Source organism: Chryseobacterium luteum (assembly GCF_000737785.1).
GTDB classification, from domain to species: domain Bacteria; phylum Bacteroidota; class Bacteroidia; order Flavobacteriales; family Weeksellaceae; genus Chryseobacterium; species Chryseobacterium luteum.
The window spans coordinates 1-13,915 of sequence record NZ_JPRO01000021.1 but is presented as its reverse complement, the minus strand read 5'-3'; the positions used below and the strand labels follow the sequence as shown (position 1 = coordinate 13,915).

The window sequence follows — 13,915 nt, the reverse complement described above, 5'->3', positions numbered from 1 at the left end:
TAATTTTTTTAATCTAAAGTAAAGGTTTATATAAAAATATCTTTGACTTTCAGGATCAAAGGTTTCGTCAACAAGTTGATTTTACGAGGCTAATGGACAAGCTTCCCGTTTGTTCTTTATATACTTCGTAGAATTGACTTGTTGATTTTTTTGTGTTTAATAGTTGTTGTTGAAAATCCTGCAGATTTTTATTAGCTTTTTGAAATTCAATACCCTTTATTTCCAAGCATGAAGATATATCATCACTGAAGTATGTGCCTGTTATTTAGATAAATTACCAAACTTAAAGTTAATTAAAAACAAAAACAAGTAAGAAAATTCACTTTGGCATGAAATTCGCAAGTTAATTCATTGAAAAAAAATTATTTAGGCACAAACGATGAGAAAGGTTACCGCGGGATATTCAGTTTCCGCTGAGCCGGATTAAGGTTGCATATATATTTGTGATCCTTTTTCTTTAGATGCCGTATACAACGGAAGAGATAATCCTCTTATCAATTCCACTTACGATGATGATTGTGTACGGTGTCATAAAGCTCATGAGTCCCTTCCGGGATTCAATACTGCTTTTTTAATTAAATTTTCTGGGCAGCTTAAAGCATACCCTGATGCAGAACAAATTAACGGCCATAAGATCATAACCTTAGCCAAGTTTAACTATGATCCGTGTGCTATTTATTTTATAACGGAATAATTCCGGACCGTTCTATTGGAGAACGGAAAACAGATGTATAACCCTTAAAAAGTGATTATGATGAGAGACTTTTTTGAAATGATTTTTAAGAGAAATGAAGATGCCGCAAAAATGAATATCTGGAGCCTGATGCTCCTGCTTAGTTTTGCTGTTTTTTCCGTGCTGGTGTATTTTGTGTATGCCTCAAAACCAGAGTTTAACAGTTTAATAGTATACCTGACCGCTTTTGCGGCCTATATCGGCTTTGGAATTGTATTTATCAGTTCCCTTGCCGGAAAAATGAATTCTTCCTATTTGAGGAAGAAATCAAGAAACGTATAACTTTAATTTTTACTTTACCAGAAAGCCGTTCAATACACTTGAACGGCTTTTTTCATTGGTCTTTTAATTTCAAATTAAAACAGTCAGCAAGAGTATGAGAAGAAGTTCACATAAATTCTTAGAAAAACAAGATATTTTTACACTTCAAAAACTTCTTCCTTACAACGCTCTCAGACTCTCTATTCTCAGGCACTCAAACTATTAATTCCTAAAAACTCTTTCTTCTCCACCCTTACCTGCATTTCCTTCCCGTCTCTCCTGATCTTAAGATCAATTGCACTCTGCCCGTTCTCTACTCTATTGAGAAAATAATGACAGGCGCTGTCTTTGTCGAGATGATCCAGATCAACGTTATTGATACTGATAATTGCATCTCCCACCTTCAATGGGTAATTTTCTTCCCGGAACACAAAGGTAACCGTAGGCTTTTCATCTATAAAACGGTATCCGAAGCCGAAAGATTCAAGTCTGGCAGGCTCATTATTGATCCGTTTCATGTAGATCATGTTTGCTGACCAGTCGAGGACGAAAACAAAATTTTTAAAGAAATCATTCCCGATAAGGTTTGCATTTCCCGTGGCGATTATCTCATTTGAAAAATTTTTGTTGCCTAATGACAGATCAGCGGTCCTGAAAATATGTCCCGGCGCAGGTTTTCCGGCCCCAAAAGCCCCAACAGAGCTCGTTCCATAGACTTCTATACTGCTTGATGCTTTTTGGATATCATATGCGTTGTCTGCGATCTTTAATCTTCCCGAAAATCCGGTATCGAAGGTAAGGGCCATTTTTTTTCCCTGCAGTTCGATTTCTATAACGGGTGTCTTTTGTATTCTCGGGCTGAAAGGAATCACAATATCATAATCTGCTGGATTAAACGCGGCAAGATCCTTTGAAGCTTCGAGTGAGTTTTCCGCATAATTGATTTTCCAGAAAAGCTTGGCCATTTGATTCGCTCCAATGATACCGTCGATCTTGAAACAGCTAAGCTCAGAAACGCTAAAATCCATCACAATAGCTCCTACATCTTTGAAAACTGCTCTATCAATGGTCATTTCCGGTAAAACCGTAAAAATCTGTTCCTGCTTATTTTTCTGTGAGTCCTTTACTTTACCCGTATGTTTTTTCTCAAGTCCCAGCTCTGTATATACTGCCGTAGAAATTACTGTTGGCGCACCTGTATCAAACAGAAAGTTATAAGGTTTCCCATTGATACTTACCTGTACAAAAGGCATATTATTGGAATATCTCAGGTTGATTTTTTCTACGGGATTCTGCAGCTGTACTTCTCCGTTTTTGAAAAATTTCTTTCCCTGGGCGGAAATGGTGGTTGTGGAAAATATGAGAAGAGTGTAGAGAATTTTTTTCATGTGGATAATTTACACGAAAGTAGGGAATTTACACTAAACAAAAAATATGTGTTTCCCCTTCTAATCTCAATTTTTCTATCAACTTATTTTATGATAGGATATGGATTTAAAGGAAAAAAGCCATCCTCACGGACGGCTTTCAAAATATCTTGAATTTTCAATTACTGTACTTTCACAAGCTCAACATCGAAGATCAACCATGCGTTTGGCGGGATAACACCTCCTGCTCCTCTTTCTCCGTAAGCCATTGCCGGCGGGATCAATAAGGTAGCGGTTTCGCCTTCTTTAAGCAACAGGATACCTTCGTCCCATCCTTTGATCACTCTTCCCATTCCGATTGGAATTTCGATTGGCTCATTTCTTTTGAATGAAGAATCGAATTCTGTCCCGTCGATTAATTTACCTGCATAGTGTACAGATACGTTGTCACCAGATTTAGGAGCTTTTGCACCTGCAACTGTTTTGGTGATCTTGTAATATAATCCGGATTCGGTTTTCTGCATTCCTGCTTTAAGGTTTTCAACCATTTTATCCTGATTAGCTTTGAATTCCTCTTCTTTTTTCTTTCTGTCTGCTTCTTCTTTAGCGATGTACGCTTTGTTGTTTTCTGCGATCTTAGCTTTTCCTTCGTTGAAAGTTTTTGCTGCATCGTAGTTTTTGTATTCATCACCTTTGCTGAAAACAGAAACTTTTTCTAAAACGATATCTGTTTTAGGTTTGTCCTGAGCTCCTTTTTCTACGTTAGCGATTGCATCAATTACATCGTTACCTTTAATCACTCTTCCGAAGATCGTGTGTCTTCCGTCCAGCCAAGGGGTAGCTACTTCAGTGATGAAGAACTGGGAACCGTTTGTGTTAGGTCCTGAATTCGCCATAGAAAGGATCCCTTTTTCTGTATGCTTAAGGTCGTTTTTCTCGTCCTCGAATTTATATCCGGGATCTCCCATTCCTGTTCCCTGAGGATCACCCCCCTGAATCATGAAATCCTTGATCACTCTGTGAAAAATAGTTCCGTCATAATAAGGAACTCCTTTCCCTTTAGCTTTGTTATCTATTTTTCCTTCTGCAAGACCGATAAAATTGGCTACAGTTACTGGTGCTTTTTTGTCTTCGAACTGCACGATCAGGTTTCCTTTAGAAGTCTGAAGATTTGCATAAAGTCCGTCATGAAGACCTTCGTAAGTTTCTTTGTCTACGTTCATTTTTTTATAGATTGGGGTACAACTCATCAGCGAGATACTTGCCGCTGCCAGAATTATATTCTTGTTAAACAATTTCATTATTTATAGAGCTTTTAATTTTATGATCAATGGTATATCGTTGTCTATATTCTTTTCGTCTCCAAAGGTTCCGTAGGCCAGTGAAGAAGGTACCAAAAGCGTTATTTCCTCTCCATCATGTATAAAACGCAAAGCATTCTCTATCGCTTTCAGTTCGTTAAAATGCCCGAATCTGGCATCTCTTCTTTCAAAAGGCTGATCATAGATCCTGGTCTCATCAAAATCATACAGAACATAAGAATAAGAGACCGGCGTATTATCCGCCCTTCTTGTCCTTTGATCAAAACCTTCAACATTTACCCAGTAATTAAGCTGTGTAGGATAATACTTCACAGACTGGCCACTGATCCAATCCTGGATCTGGCCCCGTTCTATGGTATTCAGATTTCTCATCCTTTCCTTGGAAACATCCAGATCTCTCTGGCTCAGCACTCCGCCAACGGGAGGATGTGCTGTAGGTGCTTTCCGGTTGCAGCTTAACAGGCTTACTGCTGATATGAAGAGTAATTTTTTCATAAACTTTTGCGAAAATACGCATTTCGTAGAAATATTGTCCAATAGGTTTCAAAAAATTTAGCAGATAATCATGAAGTATTTTTGGTGAATAGTGTTATAGGATGTTTAAAGATTTAAAAATTCAAAGATTCAAAGATTTTGAAAATAAAATTCTGTGCAATCTGTGAAATCGTGGGAATTATTTTCTCCCACAAATTATACAAGCTTTAGAGAAGTTTTGAACCATTAAGGATTTTAAGTTTTTAAGAATATTAAGGTGAGCTTCGCTTTAGTGGTATTGCTTAATATCATTTGATTTTCTCTTAACTGTCTTTATCAGCTTAAGCTAATCTTACTGATTTAAATGCTACCTGATGACCTATACCCTATATAAAACAAAAAATCACCCCATAAAGAGGTGACTATTATTATATTGATATTCAGATACTATTGAATAGTCACTTTAATCATCTGTGGAAGTGAGGGAAGTGTATTGAACTGATTCGGGTTGGCAAGCTGCTGTACCGGCTGGCTTTCAGCCTGCGCCGGCTCAGATACGATATGAGCACCCGGAAAAGAACTTTCGAGGGTTCCACTGTCAAAAAGCCCCATAATTGAAGAAATATCGCCTCTGGTAGAGCCGTCTACCCCATTATTTACAGCAGCAATAAACCAGTCGTTGGACTGTGCGTACATCATTGCCAGTGCAATACGGTCCCCTTTGCGGGCAGATATCGTATGGGAAACTTTACCGCCGTCGTTACCGTTTATTCTTGGTTGCAAAACAGTTGTAGCCGGGGCCTTAAGAACAAAAACTTCTTTTACTCCGGGTTTTGTTTTAAGAAAAGCGGCCAAAACATCGGCATTTCCCTGCTGGGAAAGTTCCTTTAAGCCTTGCCCACGGTCATTCTCCCCTGTTTTAAAGATCGGATTATCATTACCATTGTATACTACGACCAATACAGGTGAAAATGCAGAATTAGGCCCTGTGATACCCGTGAGGTATTGTTCGAGAGGTGTTGTCTTTCCAGTTTCAGCAAGATCTGTTAATCCATTGGCGGATAGTTTTCCCGGTGAAAAAATAGGATCTTCTCTTACAAGTGTTGTTCCTGAAATATGAGAAACAGCCCAGACTCCTGCACTGATCGGTGTTTCATTGGCTGTACCGCCGGAAGTATTGGTTAATTTCAGAGTGAACCTGGTTCCGCCTTCATGAGTGAGCTCAGCTTTAAGCAATTGTGACGCAGGAACAGCTAATGTAATTTCAGCAATATTATTTTGAGGAGATTCTGCTGAGCCAGGGTGCGTAACAGCAGGGCCAGTAGCCTGATTGACACGTGTTCCGTTATCCCAAAGCCTTATCTGTGAAGAAACATTTCCCGTTACCGGATCACCATTATCCTGATACAGTTTTATTCCGGGGTTGGCCGGGGCAAAAAATAAATCGTTACTGTTTCCATACATTGCAGCAAAGCTTATTGCCTGGCCTTTCCCTGCATAAAATGTGAAAGAGGCCGATTCTCCCGGATTAATAACGGGTGACGATCCCGCATTTTGGAAAGTCCCGAATTGCGTCAGTGCTTTGCCTTCAATTACATTTTCTACGGTTATAGTAGCTGTATCGTTTACCGCCATCTCCCCGTCATTGTCTTTGTCGCATGATGAAACAGCTAAAAGACTGATAAGAGAAAGCAGGCCAAGAGATAATCTGAACTTTACGAATTGCATAGTATTCTAAATTTTGTGAAAAATTACCAATAATTGGCGAGAAAATAAAAAAACCGGCAGAAATTTATTCGGCCGGTCCTATTATTGAATCAAATAATGTTAAATTAAACAGTTTCCAGAACATTTTTTTCAACCGCCACTCTCCATCCGAAAGGATCTTCGCTAAGGTTGTTCTGCAGATCTGTAAGATCCTTCTTAAGAATAGCTGCAAAGCTTTCCTCATCAGACAGTTTTGGAAGCTCAAGCTTTTCGCCCTGATATCCCAAAGCCTGGAATATGGTAGTTACAACAGCTGTTCCCACTCCCCAAACTTCTTTCAGGGTTCCGTTCTTCTGAGCTTCTATAACTGTTTTCACAGCTACGGGCTCTATTTTTATTTCTATTCCTCTTTTTTTGGCAAGCTGGATGAAGCTGTCTCTTGTTACTCCGTCAAGGATTTTTTCAGAGGTCGGCGGTGTATAAATCGTATCGTTAATTCTTACAAATACGTTCATTGTTCCGCTTTCTTCAAAATATTCGTGAGTTGAATCATCAGTCCAGATGATCTGCTCATACCCTTCTTCGATAGCAAGCTGTGTAGGATAGAAAGAAGCGGCATAATTCCCTGCTGCTTTAGCAGAACCTACTCCTCCGCTAGCGGCTCTTGAATAATGATCTGAAATTTTCACAGAAACCGGTTCCGAATAATAACTTTTCGCTGGCGTTGCAACGATCGCGAACATATATTTATTGGCAACTCTTGCTTTCAAAGCTTCCTCTGTAGCAAAAATCAATGGTCTGATATATAATGACATTCCTTCTCCCTGAGGGATCCAGTTTCTGTCGATATCCACTAAAGCTTTTAATCCGTCCAAAAACATTTCCTCAGTTACTTCAGGCATTGCCAGACGTTTCGCTGATTTATTGATACGTTCAAAATTCTTTTCTGGCCTGAAAAGGAAAACCTGCCCGTCTTTGTCTTTATAAGCTTTCATACCTTCAAAACAAGCTTGTCCGTAATTTACACCCATCATGGCTGGTGTAAATGGTATTGGACCATACGGCACCAATTTCACATCACCCCATTTTCCATTTTCATACTCACATATAACCATATGGTCGATAAAAGTATTTCCAAATGAAAAATTGTCCGGATCAAAGTCCGAAAGTCTGGAGTTTTCAGTTTTTTGAATTATCATTTTTAAAAATTTTTACGATGTTCTACAAATTTAACATAATTTTCTAAATATAAAAATTTTAGAGTAAATTTGACAAAAAAATAGCTTGAAAAGAGAAATTAAGACCACAAATGATGGTAGCAAAACATTGTTTATCAATGAATTAAATGAAAACTACCATTCACACCACGGAGCGCTTCAGGAAGCAGAACATGTGTTTATTAAAAACGGACTCAATCAGCTAAATGATTGCGAAATTAATATTTTAGAACTCGGTTTTGGAACAGGTTTGAATGTTTTAGTAACAATTAATGAATATTTAAAAACTGACAAAAATCATGTCATCCATTATTTTTCCCTTGAAAAATATCCCATAAATGAATCTGAAATTAATGATCTGGCCTATTTTGAGCATTTTGATAACCCGGAATTCAAAAATATTTATCAAAAAATTCATCAGGCTGAATGGGGAAAATCCACTGAAATCATTACGGGATTTAACCTGAAAAAGATAGAATGCGACTTCTTCGACCTGAAAGACATAGACTTACCGAAAATAAACCTTGTTTATTTCGACTGTTTTGGTGCAAGGGTGCAGCCTGATCTTTGGGAAAAACCACTGTTTGAAATGGTTTCCGACAAAATGTCCGTTAACGGATTATTAACAACCTATTCCTCTAAAGGAAGCGTAAGAAGAATTCTCCAGGAACTGAATTTTAAGGTAGAAAAAAAGCAGGGGCCTCCGGGAAAGAGAGAGATGATAAATGCAGTGAAGATGGAAGACGAAAGAAACGGAGACGATTAAAAGTTTAGAAAATCCGGGACTGAACCTGCAAACTTACCTTTTCATCCTTTTGCTCTTTCCACTTAATTCCTTATTTTAGCTATACAAAATATTATATATGATTGATAAGATCAACATCAGAGTATATGCGTGCGCAGTAAAGGATAAAAAAGTACTGACCCTGTTTGAAGAATATGCCGGTGAACCTTTAATGAAATTTCCGGGCGGAGGCCTTGAATTTGGGGAAGGGCTTCTGGAATGTCTTCACCGCGAATTTGATGAAGAGTTAAATGTAAAGATAGAAATCGTAGAGCATTTTTATACGCAGGAAGATTTCCTGGTTTCCCGTTTCAGAGAAAACGAACAGCTTCTTACCATATATTATATAGTCAACATTACTACTGAGGAAGATTTCCTGATCCTAGATCCGTGCATCGAGAAGACAGAGTGGATCGACATCGACAGACCGGATAATCCTTTTCCGCTTCCGGTAGATAAAATTGTTTTTGATAAATTAAAAGAAAAATTCCTGTAAACTATTTTACAGGAATTGTATATTATTTTTTGATTTTAAAATCTGCGGCTCCGGGATAAGGCTGTAAATAGCCTGAATTCCAATTGGACTGAAGCAGGGACTCTATAAACTCGTCTGTTCTGTTTTTGTGTGGATTATATTGGTCTTTCAGATCTATATCTGCCATCTTGCCTTTTACATTCCACCAGAAAGCGCTCCATCCGCCCCTCATCTCTTTAATGATCTCGTAAACGTTTTTTCCGGTTGCTCTGTTCATCAGTTTGGCAAAAACCTGGCCTTCCGTTGTGGTAAGATCTCTAAGCTGCTTTTCATATTGATCTGCAAGCATATTCTGTCTTTCTTTTATAAATTTCCTTTTGGCTTTGCTGTCCATATCTGTCATATCCGCCTGGATTCCTCTGTACTGCTCAAGTGCAGTGAGAAACAGCGGGTAAACCCTGTTCAGCTTTTTATTGAGGAAGTAATAGTAATTTTTATCCAGCTGATTATTAAAACGCGGTTTATTAACCAGAACCAGCTCATCCAGCACCACCACAGGTTCCCCGTTAATTTCATAAATCTTTACTTTTTGACGTTCGTCGTAATAGTACTTATTACCGAACTCATCAGTTTTTAAAGATTCAGCAGGATATTGATTGAGAGGTTTTGCAATGATAGAATCCTTCTGACCAAAAACACTGACTCCAAAAAAGAAGATAAAAAGGCAGACAATCTTACTAAAATTCATTATTTTTACACTTATAATAACAAAAATTACCCGCAAAAATCATTCCCTTTTATGAAATTTGAAAAGAAATCTTTGAAATTTTTAGAAAAATACCTAAACACTTCTTCACCAACAGGTTACGAGCACAGAGGCCAGGAAATCTGGATGGATTACATCAGACCTTATGTAGACAAAATAGAAGTGGATCATTATGGAACATGCTATGGGATAATCAATCCCGATGCTGAATTTAAAGTAGTGATTGAAGCTCATGCTGACGAGATCTCTTGGTACGTGAATTACATTACGGATGACGGATTGATCTACGTGATCAGAAACGGGGGCTCAGATCAGACGATCGCTCCTTCAAAAGTTGTCCATATCCATGGTGAAAAGGGAATCGTAAAAGGCGTATTCGGATGGCCCGCCATTCACACCAGATCCAACCAAAATGAACCCACCCCGAAAATTGAAAATATCTTTATCGACTGTGGAGCTATTTCCAAGACAGAGGTTGAGGAAATGGGGATCTATGTGGGATGCATGATCACCTACCCTGACGAATTCTTTGAAATGAATGACCGATATTTTGTCTGCAGAGCATTAGATAACAGGATCGGAGGCTTTATGATCGCAGAGGTGGCAAGACTTTTAAAGGAAAATAAGAAAACAATTCCTTTCGGGTTGTATATCACGAATTCCGTACAGGAAGAGGTTGGGCTTTACGGGGCAGATATGATCGCCGATACCATCAAACCAAATATCGCCATCGTTACAGACGTTACCCATGATACCACCACCCCGATGATCGAAAAGAAAAAAGAGGGTGACCAGAAATGTGGTGACGGCCCTGTAGTGTTCTTTGCACCAAGCATTCATCACACCATCAGAGAACTGATCATTGATACGGCAAAGGCTAAAAAAATTCCTTTTCAAAGAGCTGCAGCAAGCAGAGCAACCGGAACAGATACGGATGCTTTCGCTCATTCCAACGGCGGAGTACCGAGTGCATTAATTTCCTTACCTTTGCGCTACATGCATACCACAGTAGAAATGGTGTCTAAAGAAGATGTAGGCAATGTGATCCGGCTGATCTACGAAACACTTCTGAAGATTAAACCGGAAATGAAACTGAAGTATCATTAAGAGAATCAAGATGCAAGACACAAGATTCAAGACGCTGAAAAATAGGAGACAAAAGGTAATTAATACCAGCTGATCCTATCTTGGCTCCTGGTTCTTGACTCTAAATATCTAATATAAAGTAAAAATGAAAACGAAGCTTATTGCTCCATCCCTTTTAGCCGCAGACTTCGGGAATCTGCAAAGAGACATTGAAATGCTGAACAACTCCCAGGCAGACTGGCTCCACATCGATGTGATGGACGGGAGATTTGTACCCAACATTTCATTCGGCTTTCCTGTGATGAAAACTGTACAGCAGCATGCTAAAAAATTTGTAGATGTACACCTGATGATTCTAGAACCTGAAAAATATGTGGATGAATTTATTGATCACGGTGCAGACCTTATTTCCGTGCATTATGAAGCATGTACCCATCTTCACAGAACAATTCACCACATTCAGAGCAGAGGGGCAAAGGCTGGTGTCGTTCTGAATCCTTCCACTCCGGTACTGATGCTTGAAGATATTATCGCTGATGTGGATCTTGTTCTTTTAATGAGTGTAAATCCAGGATTCGGAGGACAGAAATTTATTAAAAATACATACAAAAAGATTGCAGAGACTAAAGATCTTATCCTGAGCAACAACTCCACAGCACTTATCGAAATTGACGGCGGGGTTAATCTTGATAATGCTTCAAAGCTTTTCGAAGCGGGGGCAGATGTTCTTGTGGCCGGAAATGCAGTTTTCTCAGCAGAGAACCCGGAAAGAACGATCGAGCTTTTAAAAATCTAAACAATTTTTCAAGTTAAATACAAAAAGGCAGCCGTTAACGGCTGCCTTTCTTCTTGCAGAATTTGAGCTTATGTGGTTATTAGTTTTTTTTTGTAGTCATACTTAAGATTCCTTATGTATTTTCTGATGTAAATTTACAGTTAAATTATATATGGCGTATCCGTATAAATACTGAATATTTCATTAAGTATTTATACGCAATCAGCAAAAAGATCAAACCGGCTGCTCTCCGTTTGATTGGTGGTATCCAACAAAAAAATCAGTAGGGATTCCATTTTTTGATAATTTGCTGCGCGGCTGTAATCATTTCTTCATCCCATTTTCCAGGTTTAAAATAATGAAACGGCTTATTTTTAACAGATTGAATACTATCTCCTTCAAACAGCATTTTGGTCAGCTTCGTCTGTTCATTATGCAACAGCAGATCTTCAACAGGTTCTGAATATTGTCCGTTCTTTTTATTCCAGACCTTTTTATTTCCGGTGAAAGGATCTGAAATCTCAATAATTTCTTTTACACGATTGAAATCATCAAAAAAAGCCTGTTTTTTTGCTTCTGAATTTAATGTATGGCCCAGCCTTTCAATAATGACATATTCAAGATTATGGCATCGGGATAAAACTTCCGGAAGTATATTTAATATTTCATCAGGAATACTGTCATCATGAGTATCTCTCCTTACCGTTTTTTCCCCGTAAGCGCTCTCCTGCCAGCTTCCACCCGAAAGATGAATTTCTTTAACTTTTTCAAGTGGATACAGCCTGATGATTTCCTGCATATTGATTTCAAAATTACAGGACTGGCAATAGATGTTATGAAGATCCAGGATAAGGAAACCGTCGATATCTTCTATGAGCTTATCCAGAAATTCGCCCTGCTCTTTTACATCATTTATGGAAAATGAAAAGGCCAGATTTTCTACTCCTACAGGAATTTCTACAGCATCCTGAAGTCTTCTGAGCCTGTTTTTCCCTATCTGAAGTGTTTTAGAATGAAGCGGAACGGGTAAAGGAACACCCTGATGAAAATTTTCGGTATTCATAAATCCGAAATGCTCGGTAATATGATTGTATTTTCTGTGTCTGAATTCTTCTTTTAATTTTTCAATCCAGCCTTCCTGTCTCTCAGTCCATCTTGCATCAAAAAGTGAATAGTAAACACCGTGCCCCAGAAGCCTGCCGTTTTCTGCATAAAAATCGAGAAGTCCGGAAAGCCATTCCGGTTCCTGTGTATCATAAAATGTATCGAAAGACCATTCCAATACATCTACTGAATTATTTTGCAGAAGAGGAAGTATGGCGGAAACAAAATCTGCTTCCGGCATCATGGATAATCCCAGGAGTGGTTTACTCATAACTACCCCATTCCACAAGCCGGGCAGTTACCGCTACCTCTGAGAATAGTATCTTTCTTAGGAACAAACTTTGTTTCTGCGGTTTTTACAGATTTCGGAGATTCTGTCTTCTTAATTTTGCTTACCGGCTTCTTTACTTTTTTTACAGGCTTTGTAGTCTGTCCGGATACGCTTACAGCCAATAAACTGGCCATTACCAATGCTGGAATTTTCATAATGTATTTTTCAATGGAACTTACAATAAGTATTCCATTTATGATGATGCTAAAAATACAACAATTTATTGAAGGATCTTTTTCAAATATAAAGTTTACTCATCTATTTAATATTCAATATGCAATTTAAAGACATTATCTGAAAAAATTAAAGTTGTGGAGTTAAACCAAAAATATCTCATTTCAGGAGAACTGTTTGTTTATTGGAAGATAAACCTGTGGAAAGGTTGGCATGAATATAAACAGTTTAGAATCAGATACATCGAGCTATTTTGGCACAAAAAAACCAGAGAAAGTTCTCTGGTTTTAATATTTTTTGGGGAAATTTATTAGAAAATCTCTCTTCCTGAAAAATGGAACTGAGCCTCGATAAGAGCGTTCTCGTCAGAATCTGAACCGTGAACTGCATTTTCACCGATACTTCTTGCAAACATTTTTCTGATCGTACCTTCTGCTGCATCCGCAGGATTTGTAGAACCGATCAATGTTCTGAAGTCTTCTACAGCATTGTCTTTTTCTAAAACAGCAGCAACGATAGGACCTGAACTCATGAATTCTACCAACTCACCATAAAATGGTCTTTCAGCGTGTACTTCATAGAATTTTTTTGCATCAGCAACCGTAAGCTGAGTTAATTTTAATGCTTTGATCTTAAAACCTCCTTCTGCGATCTTTCCTAATATAGCACCGATATGTCCGTCTGCTACTGCATCAGGCTTAATCATAGTGAATGTAATGTTAGACATAAATGTATATTTTTTTAATGCCGCAAAATTACAAAAAATATCTCTGATTTTTATTTTAATTTTTTTTTAACATAAAAATAACTTTTATTAAGAAATGGAGAAAAAGTTTTGGCACAGTAATTGTTAATTCTATTACGATTCTCATGTTTAATTTGAGTTTTCATGGTTATTAGTTTTTACCCAGCTTCGGCTGGGTTTTTTATTTGCAAAAAATCAAACATTTTATTAAGGATTTGACAATTTTTAAAACTCTTTAAAATCATATTAATACGTTATTGCTTCTACTTCAATCAATGAAATAAATTAATTTTTTGATATTTTTTATCCATGAATTAAAATTTCCAAAAATGCTGACAAATGAGAAAAATAATTAGGACAAAAAGTGGAGTTATTGTAAAAACAGAAGTATTTTTTCTTTAGAGTAGAATATTGTTCAAAAAATATTTGGAGGTTGATCTCAAAAAAAACCTACAATTTTATATGAAGTAAGATTTCAGTTTATATTATTTAGTTTAATATTAAATCTGTTTAAACTTATATTTTATAAGTTGGTTAATTGCAAAGGCGCAAATTATATTATAAAAGACCTTTTAAGGCGCAAAGATTTTATCT

Annotated in this window: 14 protein-coding genes; 5 read left to right on the top strand and 9 right to left on the bottom strand. The window is 37.6% G+C overall.

The annotated features are described in order from the left end of the window. The first annotated feature begins 751 nt into the window (after positions 1 to 751). The gene (locus IX38_RS18110; protein ID WP_131368712.1) at positions 752 to 1,015 is read left to right on the top strand and encodes a hypothetical protein; all 264 of its coding nucleotides are present in this window, start codon (positions 752 to 754) and stop codon (positions 1,013 to 1,015) included. Positions 1,016 to 1,200: 185 nt separating this feature from the next. On the opposite strand, the gene IX38_RS18105 is transcribed toward IX38_RS18110, so the two are convergent. From IX38_RS18105 to IX38_RS18085, 5 genes are all read right to left on the bottom strand, one after another. Next, positions 1,201 to 2,382, bottom strand: a complete 1,182-nt coding sequence (locus tag IX38_RS18105; protein ID WP_034707312.1) for a retropepsin-like aspartic protease — start codon at positions 2,380 to 2,382, stop codon at positions 1,201 to 1,203. Between the two features lie 161 nt (positions 2,383 to 2,543). Further along, positions 2,544 to 3,611: a peptidylprolyl isomerase gene (locus IX38_RS18100; protein ID WP_117585915.1), complete on the bottom strand. Its 1,068-nt coding sequence runs from the start codon at positions 3,609 to 3,611 to the stop codon at positions 2,544 to 2,546. Between the two features lie 54 nt (positions 3,612 to 3,665). Continuing rightward, complete coding sequence (locus IX38_RS18095) at positions 3,666 to 4,178, bottom strand: FKBP-type peptidyl-prolyl cis-trans isomerase (protein WP_034707309.1); 513 nt, start codon at positions 4,176 to 4,178, stop codon at positions 3,666 to 3,668. A gap of 426 nt (positions 4,179 to 4,604) precedes the next feature. After that, the gene (locus tag IX38_RS18090; protein ID WP_034707308.1) at positions 4,605 to 5,885 is read right to left on the bottom strand and encodes a spondin domain-containing protein; all 1,281 of its coding nucleotides are present in this window, start codon (positions 5,883 to 5,885) and stop codon (positions 4,605 to 4,607) included. Positions 5,886 to 5,989: 104 nt separating this feature from the next. After that, positions 5,990 to 7,063, bottom strand: coding sequence for a branched-chain amino acid aminotransferase (locus tag IX38_RS18085; RefSeq protein WP_034707307.1), 1,074 nt, complete (start codon positions 7,061 to 7,063; stop codon positions 5,990 to 5,992). Positions 7,064 to 7,148: 85 nt separating this feature from the next. On the opposite strand from IX38_RS18085, the gene mnmD reads away from it, so the two are divergent. Together mnmD and IX38_RS18075 are read left to right on the top strand one after the other, a co-directional pair. After that, positions 7,149 to 7,847 carry a tRNA (5-methylaminomethyl-2-thiouridine)(34)-methyltransferase MnmD gene (mnmD, locus tag IX38_RS18080; RefSeq protein WP_034707306.1) on the top strand — a complete coding sequence of 233 codons (699 nt, stop codon included), beginning with the start codon at positions 7,149 to 7,151 and terminating at the stop codon, positions 7,845 to 7,847. A gap of 97 nt (positions 7,848 to 7,944) precedes the next feature. Continuing rightward, entirely contained in the window at positions 7,945 to 8,361 is a 417-nt protein-coding gene (locus IX38_RS18075) for an NUDIX domain-containing protein (RefSeq protein ID WP_034707304.1), read from the top strand. Positions 8,362 to 8,383: 22 nt separating this feature from the next. Here the strand turns inward: IX38_RS18075 and IX38_RS18070 are convergent, their stop codons facing one another. Then, complete coding sequence (locus IX38_RS18070; protein WP_034707303.1) at positions 8,384 to 9,088, bottom strand: DUF4294 domain-containing protein; 705 nt, start codon at positions 9,086 to 9,088, stop codon at positions 8,384 to 8,386. Between the two features lie 51 nt (positions 9,089 to 9,139). Here IX38_RS18070 and chrP point away from each other — a divergent pair, with 51 nt between their 5' ends. Then, on the top strand, positions 9,140 to 10,213 hold the full coding sequence (gene chrP / locus IX38_RS18065) for a chryseobasin maturation metalloprotease ChrP (protein ID WP_034707301.1): 1,074 nt from the start codon (positions 9,140 to 9,142) through the stop codon (positions 10,211 to 10,213). Between the two features lie 124 nt (positions 10,214 to 10,337). Continuing rightward, entirely contained in the window at positions 10,338 to 10,988 is a 651-nt protein-coding gene (gene rpe / locus IX38_RS18060; protein ID WP_034707300.1) for a ribulose-phosphate 3-epimerase, read from the top strand. Positions 10,989 to 11,247: 259 nt separating this feature from the next. Here the strand turns inward: rpe and chrH are convergent, their stop codons facing one another. From chrH to IX38_RS18045, 3 genes are all read right to left on the bottom strand, one after another. Continuing rightward, a complete protein-coding gene (gene chrH / locus IX38_RS18055) occupies positions 11,248 to 12,342 on the bottom strand; it encodes an MNIO family chryseobactin maturase (protein ID WP_051884865.1) in 1,095 nt (364 codons plus the stop codon). A 2-nt stretch (positions 12,343 to 12,344) separates the two neighbouring features. After that, positions 12,345 to 12,557 (bottom strand): MNIO class RiPP chryseobasin precursor ChrA, encoded by a 213-nt coding sequence (gene chrA, locus IX38_RS18050; RefSeq protein WP_034707298.1) that lies wholly within the window; start codon positions 12,555 to 12,557, stop codon positions 12,345 to 12,347. A gap of 329 nt (positions 12,558 to 12,886) precedes the next feature. Further along, positions 12,887 to 13,303 (bottom strand): nucleoside-diphosphate kinase, encoded by a 417-nt coding sequence (locus IX38_RS18045; RefSeq protein WP_034707297.1) that lies wholly within the window; start codon positions 13,301 to 13,303, stop codon positions 12,887 to 12,889. Positions 13,304 to 13,915 lie beyond the last annotated feature (612 nt).

Excerpts from the sequence above, each read along its gene's own strand:
- IX38_RS18110 (WP_131368712.1), top strand. The coding sequence starts at position 752 with ATGATGAGAGACTTTTTTGAAATGATTTTTAAGAGAAATGAAGATGCC.
- IX38_RS18105 (WP_034707312.1), bottom strand. The coding sequence starts at position 2,382 with ATGAAAAAAATTCTCTACACTCTTCTCATATTTTCCACAACCACCATT.
- IX38_RS18100 (WP_117585915.1), bottom strand. The coding sequence starts at position 3,611 with ATGAGTTGTACCCCAATCTATAAAAAAATGAACGTAGACAAAGAAACT.
- IX38_RS18095 (WP_034707309.1), bottom strand. The coding sequence starts at position 4,178 with ATGAAAAAATTACTCTTCATATCAGCAGTAAGCCTGTTAAGCTGCAAC.
- IX38_RS18090 (WP_034707308.1), bottom strand. The coding sequence starts at position 5,885 with ATGCAATTCGTAAAGTTCAGATTATCTCTTGGCCTGCTTTCTCTTATC.
- IX38_RS18085 (WP_034707307.1), bottom strand. The coding sequence starts at position 7,063 with ATGATAATTCAAAAAACTGAAAACTCCAGACTTTCGGACTTTGATCCG.
- IX38_RS18075 (WP_034707304.1), top strand. The coding sequence starts at position 7,945 with ATGATTGATAAGATCAACATCAGAGTATATGCGTGCGCAGTAAAGGAT.
- IX38_RS18070 (WP_034707303.1), bottom strand. The coding sequence starts at position 9,088 with ATGAATTTTAGTAAGATTGTCTGCCTTTTTATCTTCTTTTTTGGAGTC.
- chrP (WP_034707301.1), top strand. The coding sequence starts at position 9,140 with ATGAAATTTGAAAAGAAATCTTTGAAATTTTTAGAAAAATACCTAAAC.
- rpe (WP_034707300.1), top strand. The coding sequence starts at position 10,338 with ATGAAAACGAAGCTTATTGCTCCATCCCTTTTAGCCGCAGACTTCGGG.
- chrH (WP_051884865.1), bottom strand. The coding sequence starts at position 12,342 with ATGAGTAAACCACTCCTGGGATTATCCATGATGCCGGAAGCAGATTTT.
- chrA (WP_034707298.1), bottom strand. The coding sequence starts at position 12,557 with ATGAAAATTCCAGCATTGGTAATGGCCAGTTTATTGGCTGTAAGCGTA.
- IX38_RS18045 (WP_034707297.1), bottom strand. The coding sequence starts at position 13,303 with ATGTCTAACATTACATTCACTATGATTAAGCCTGATGCAGTAGCAGAC.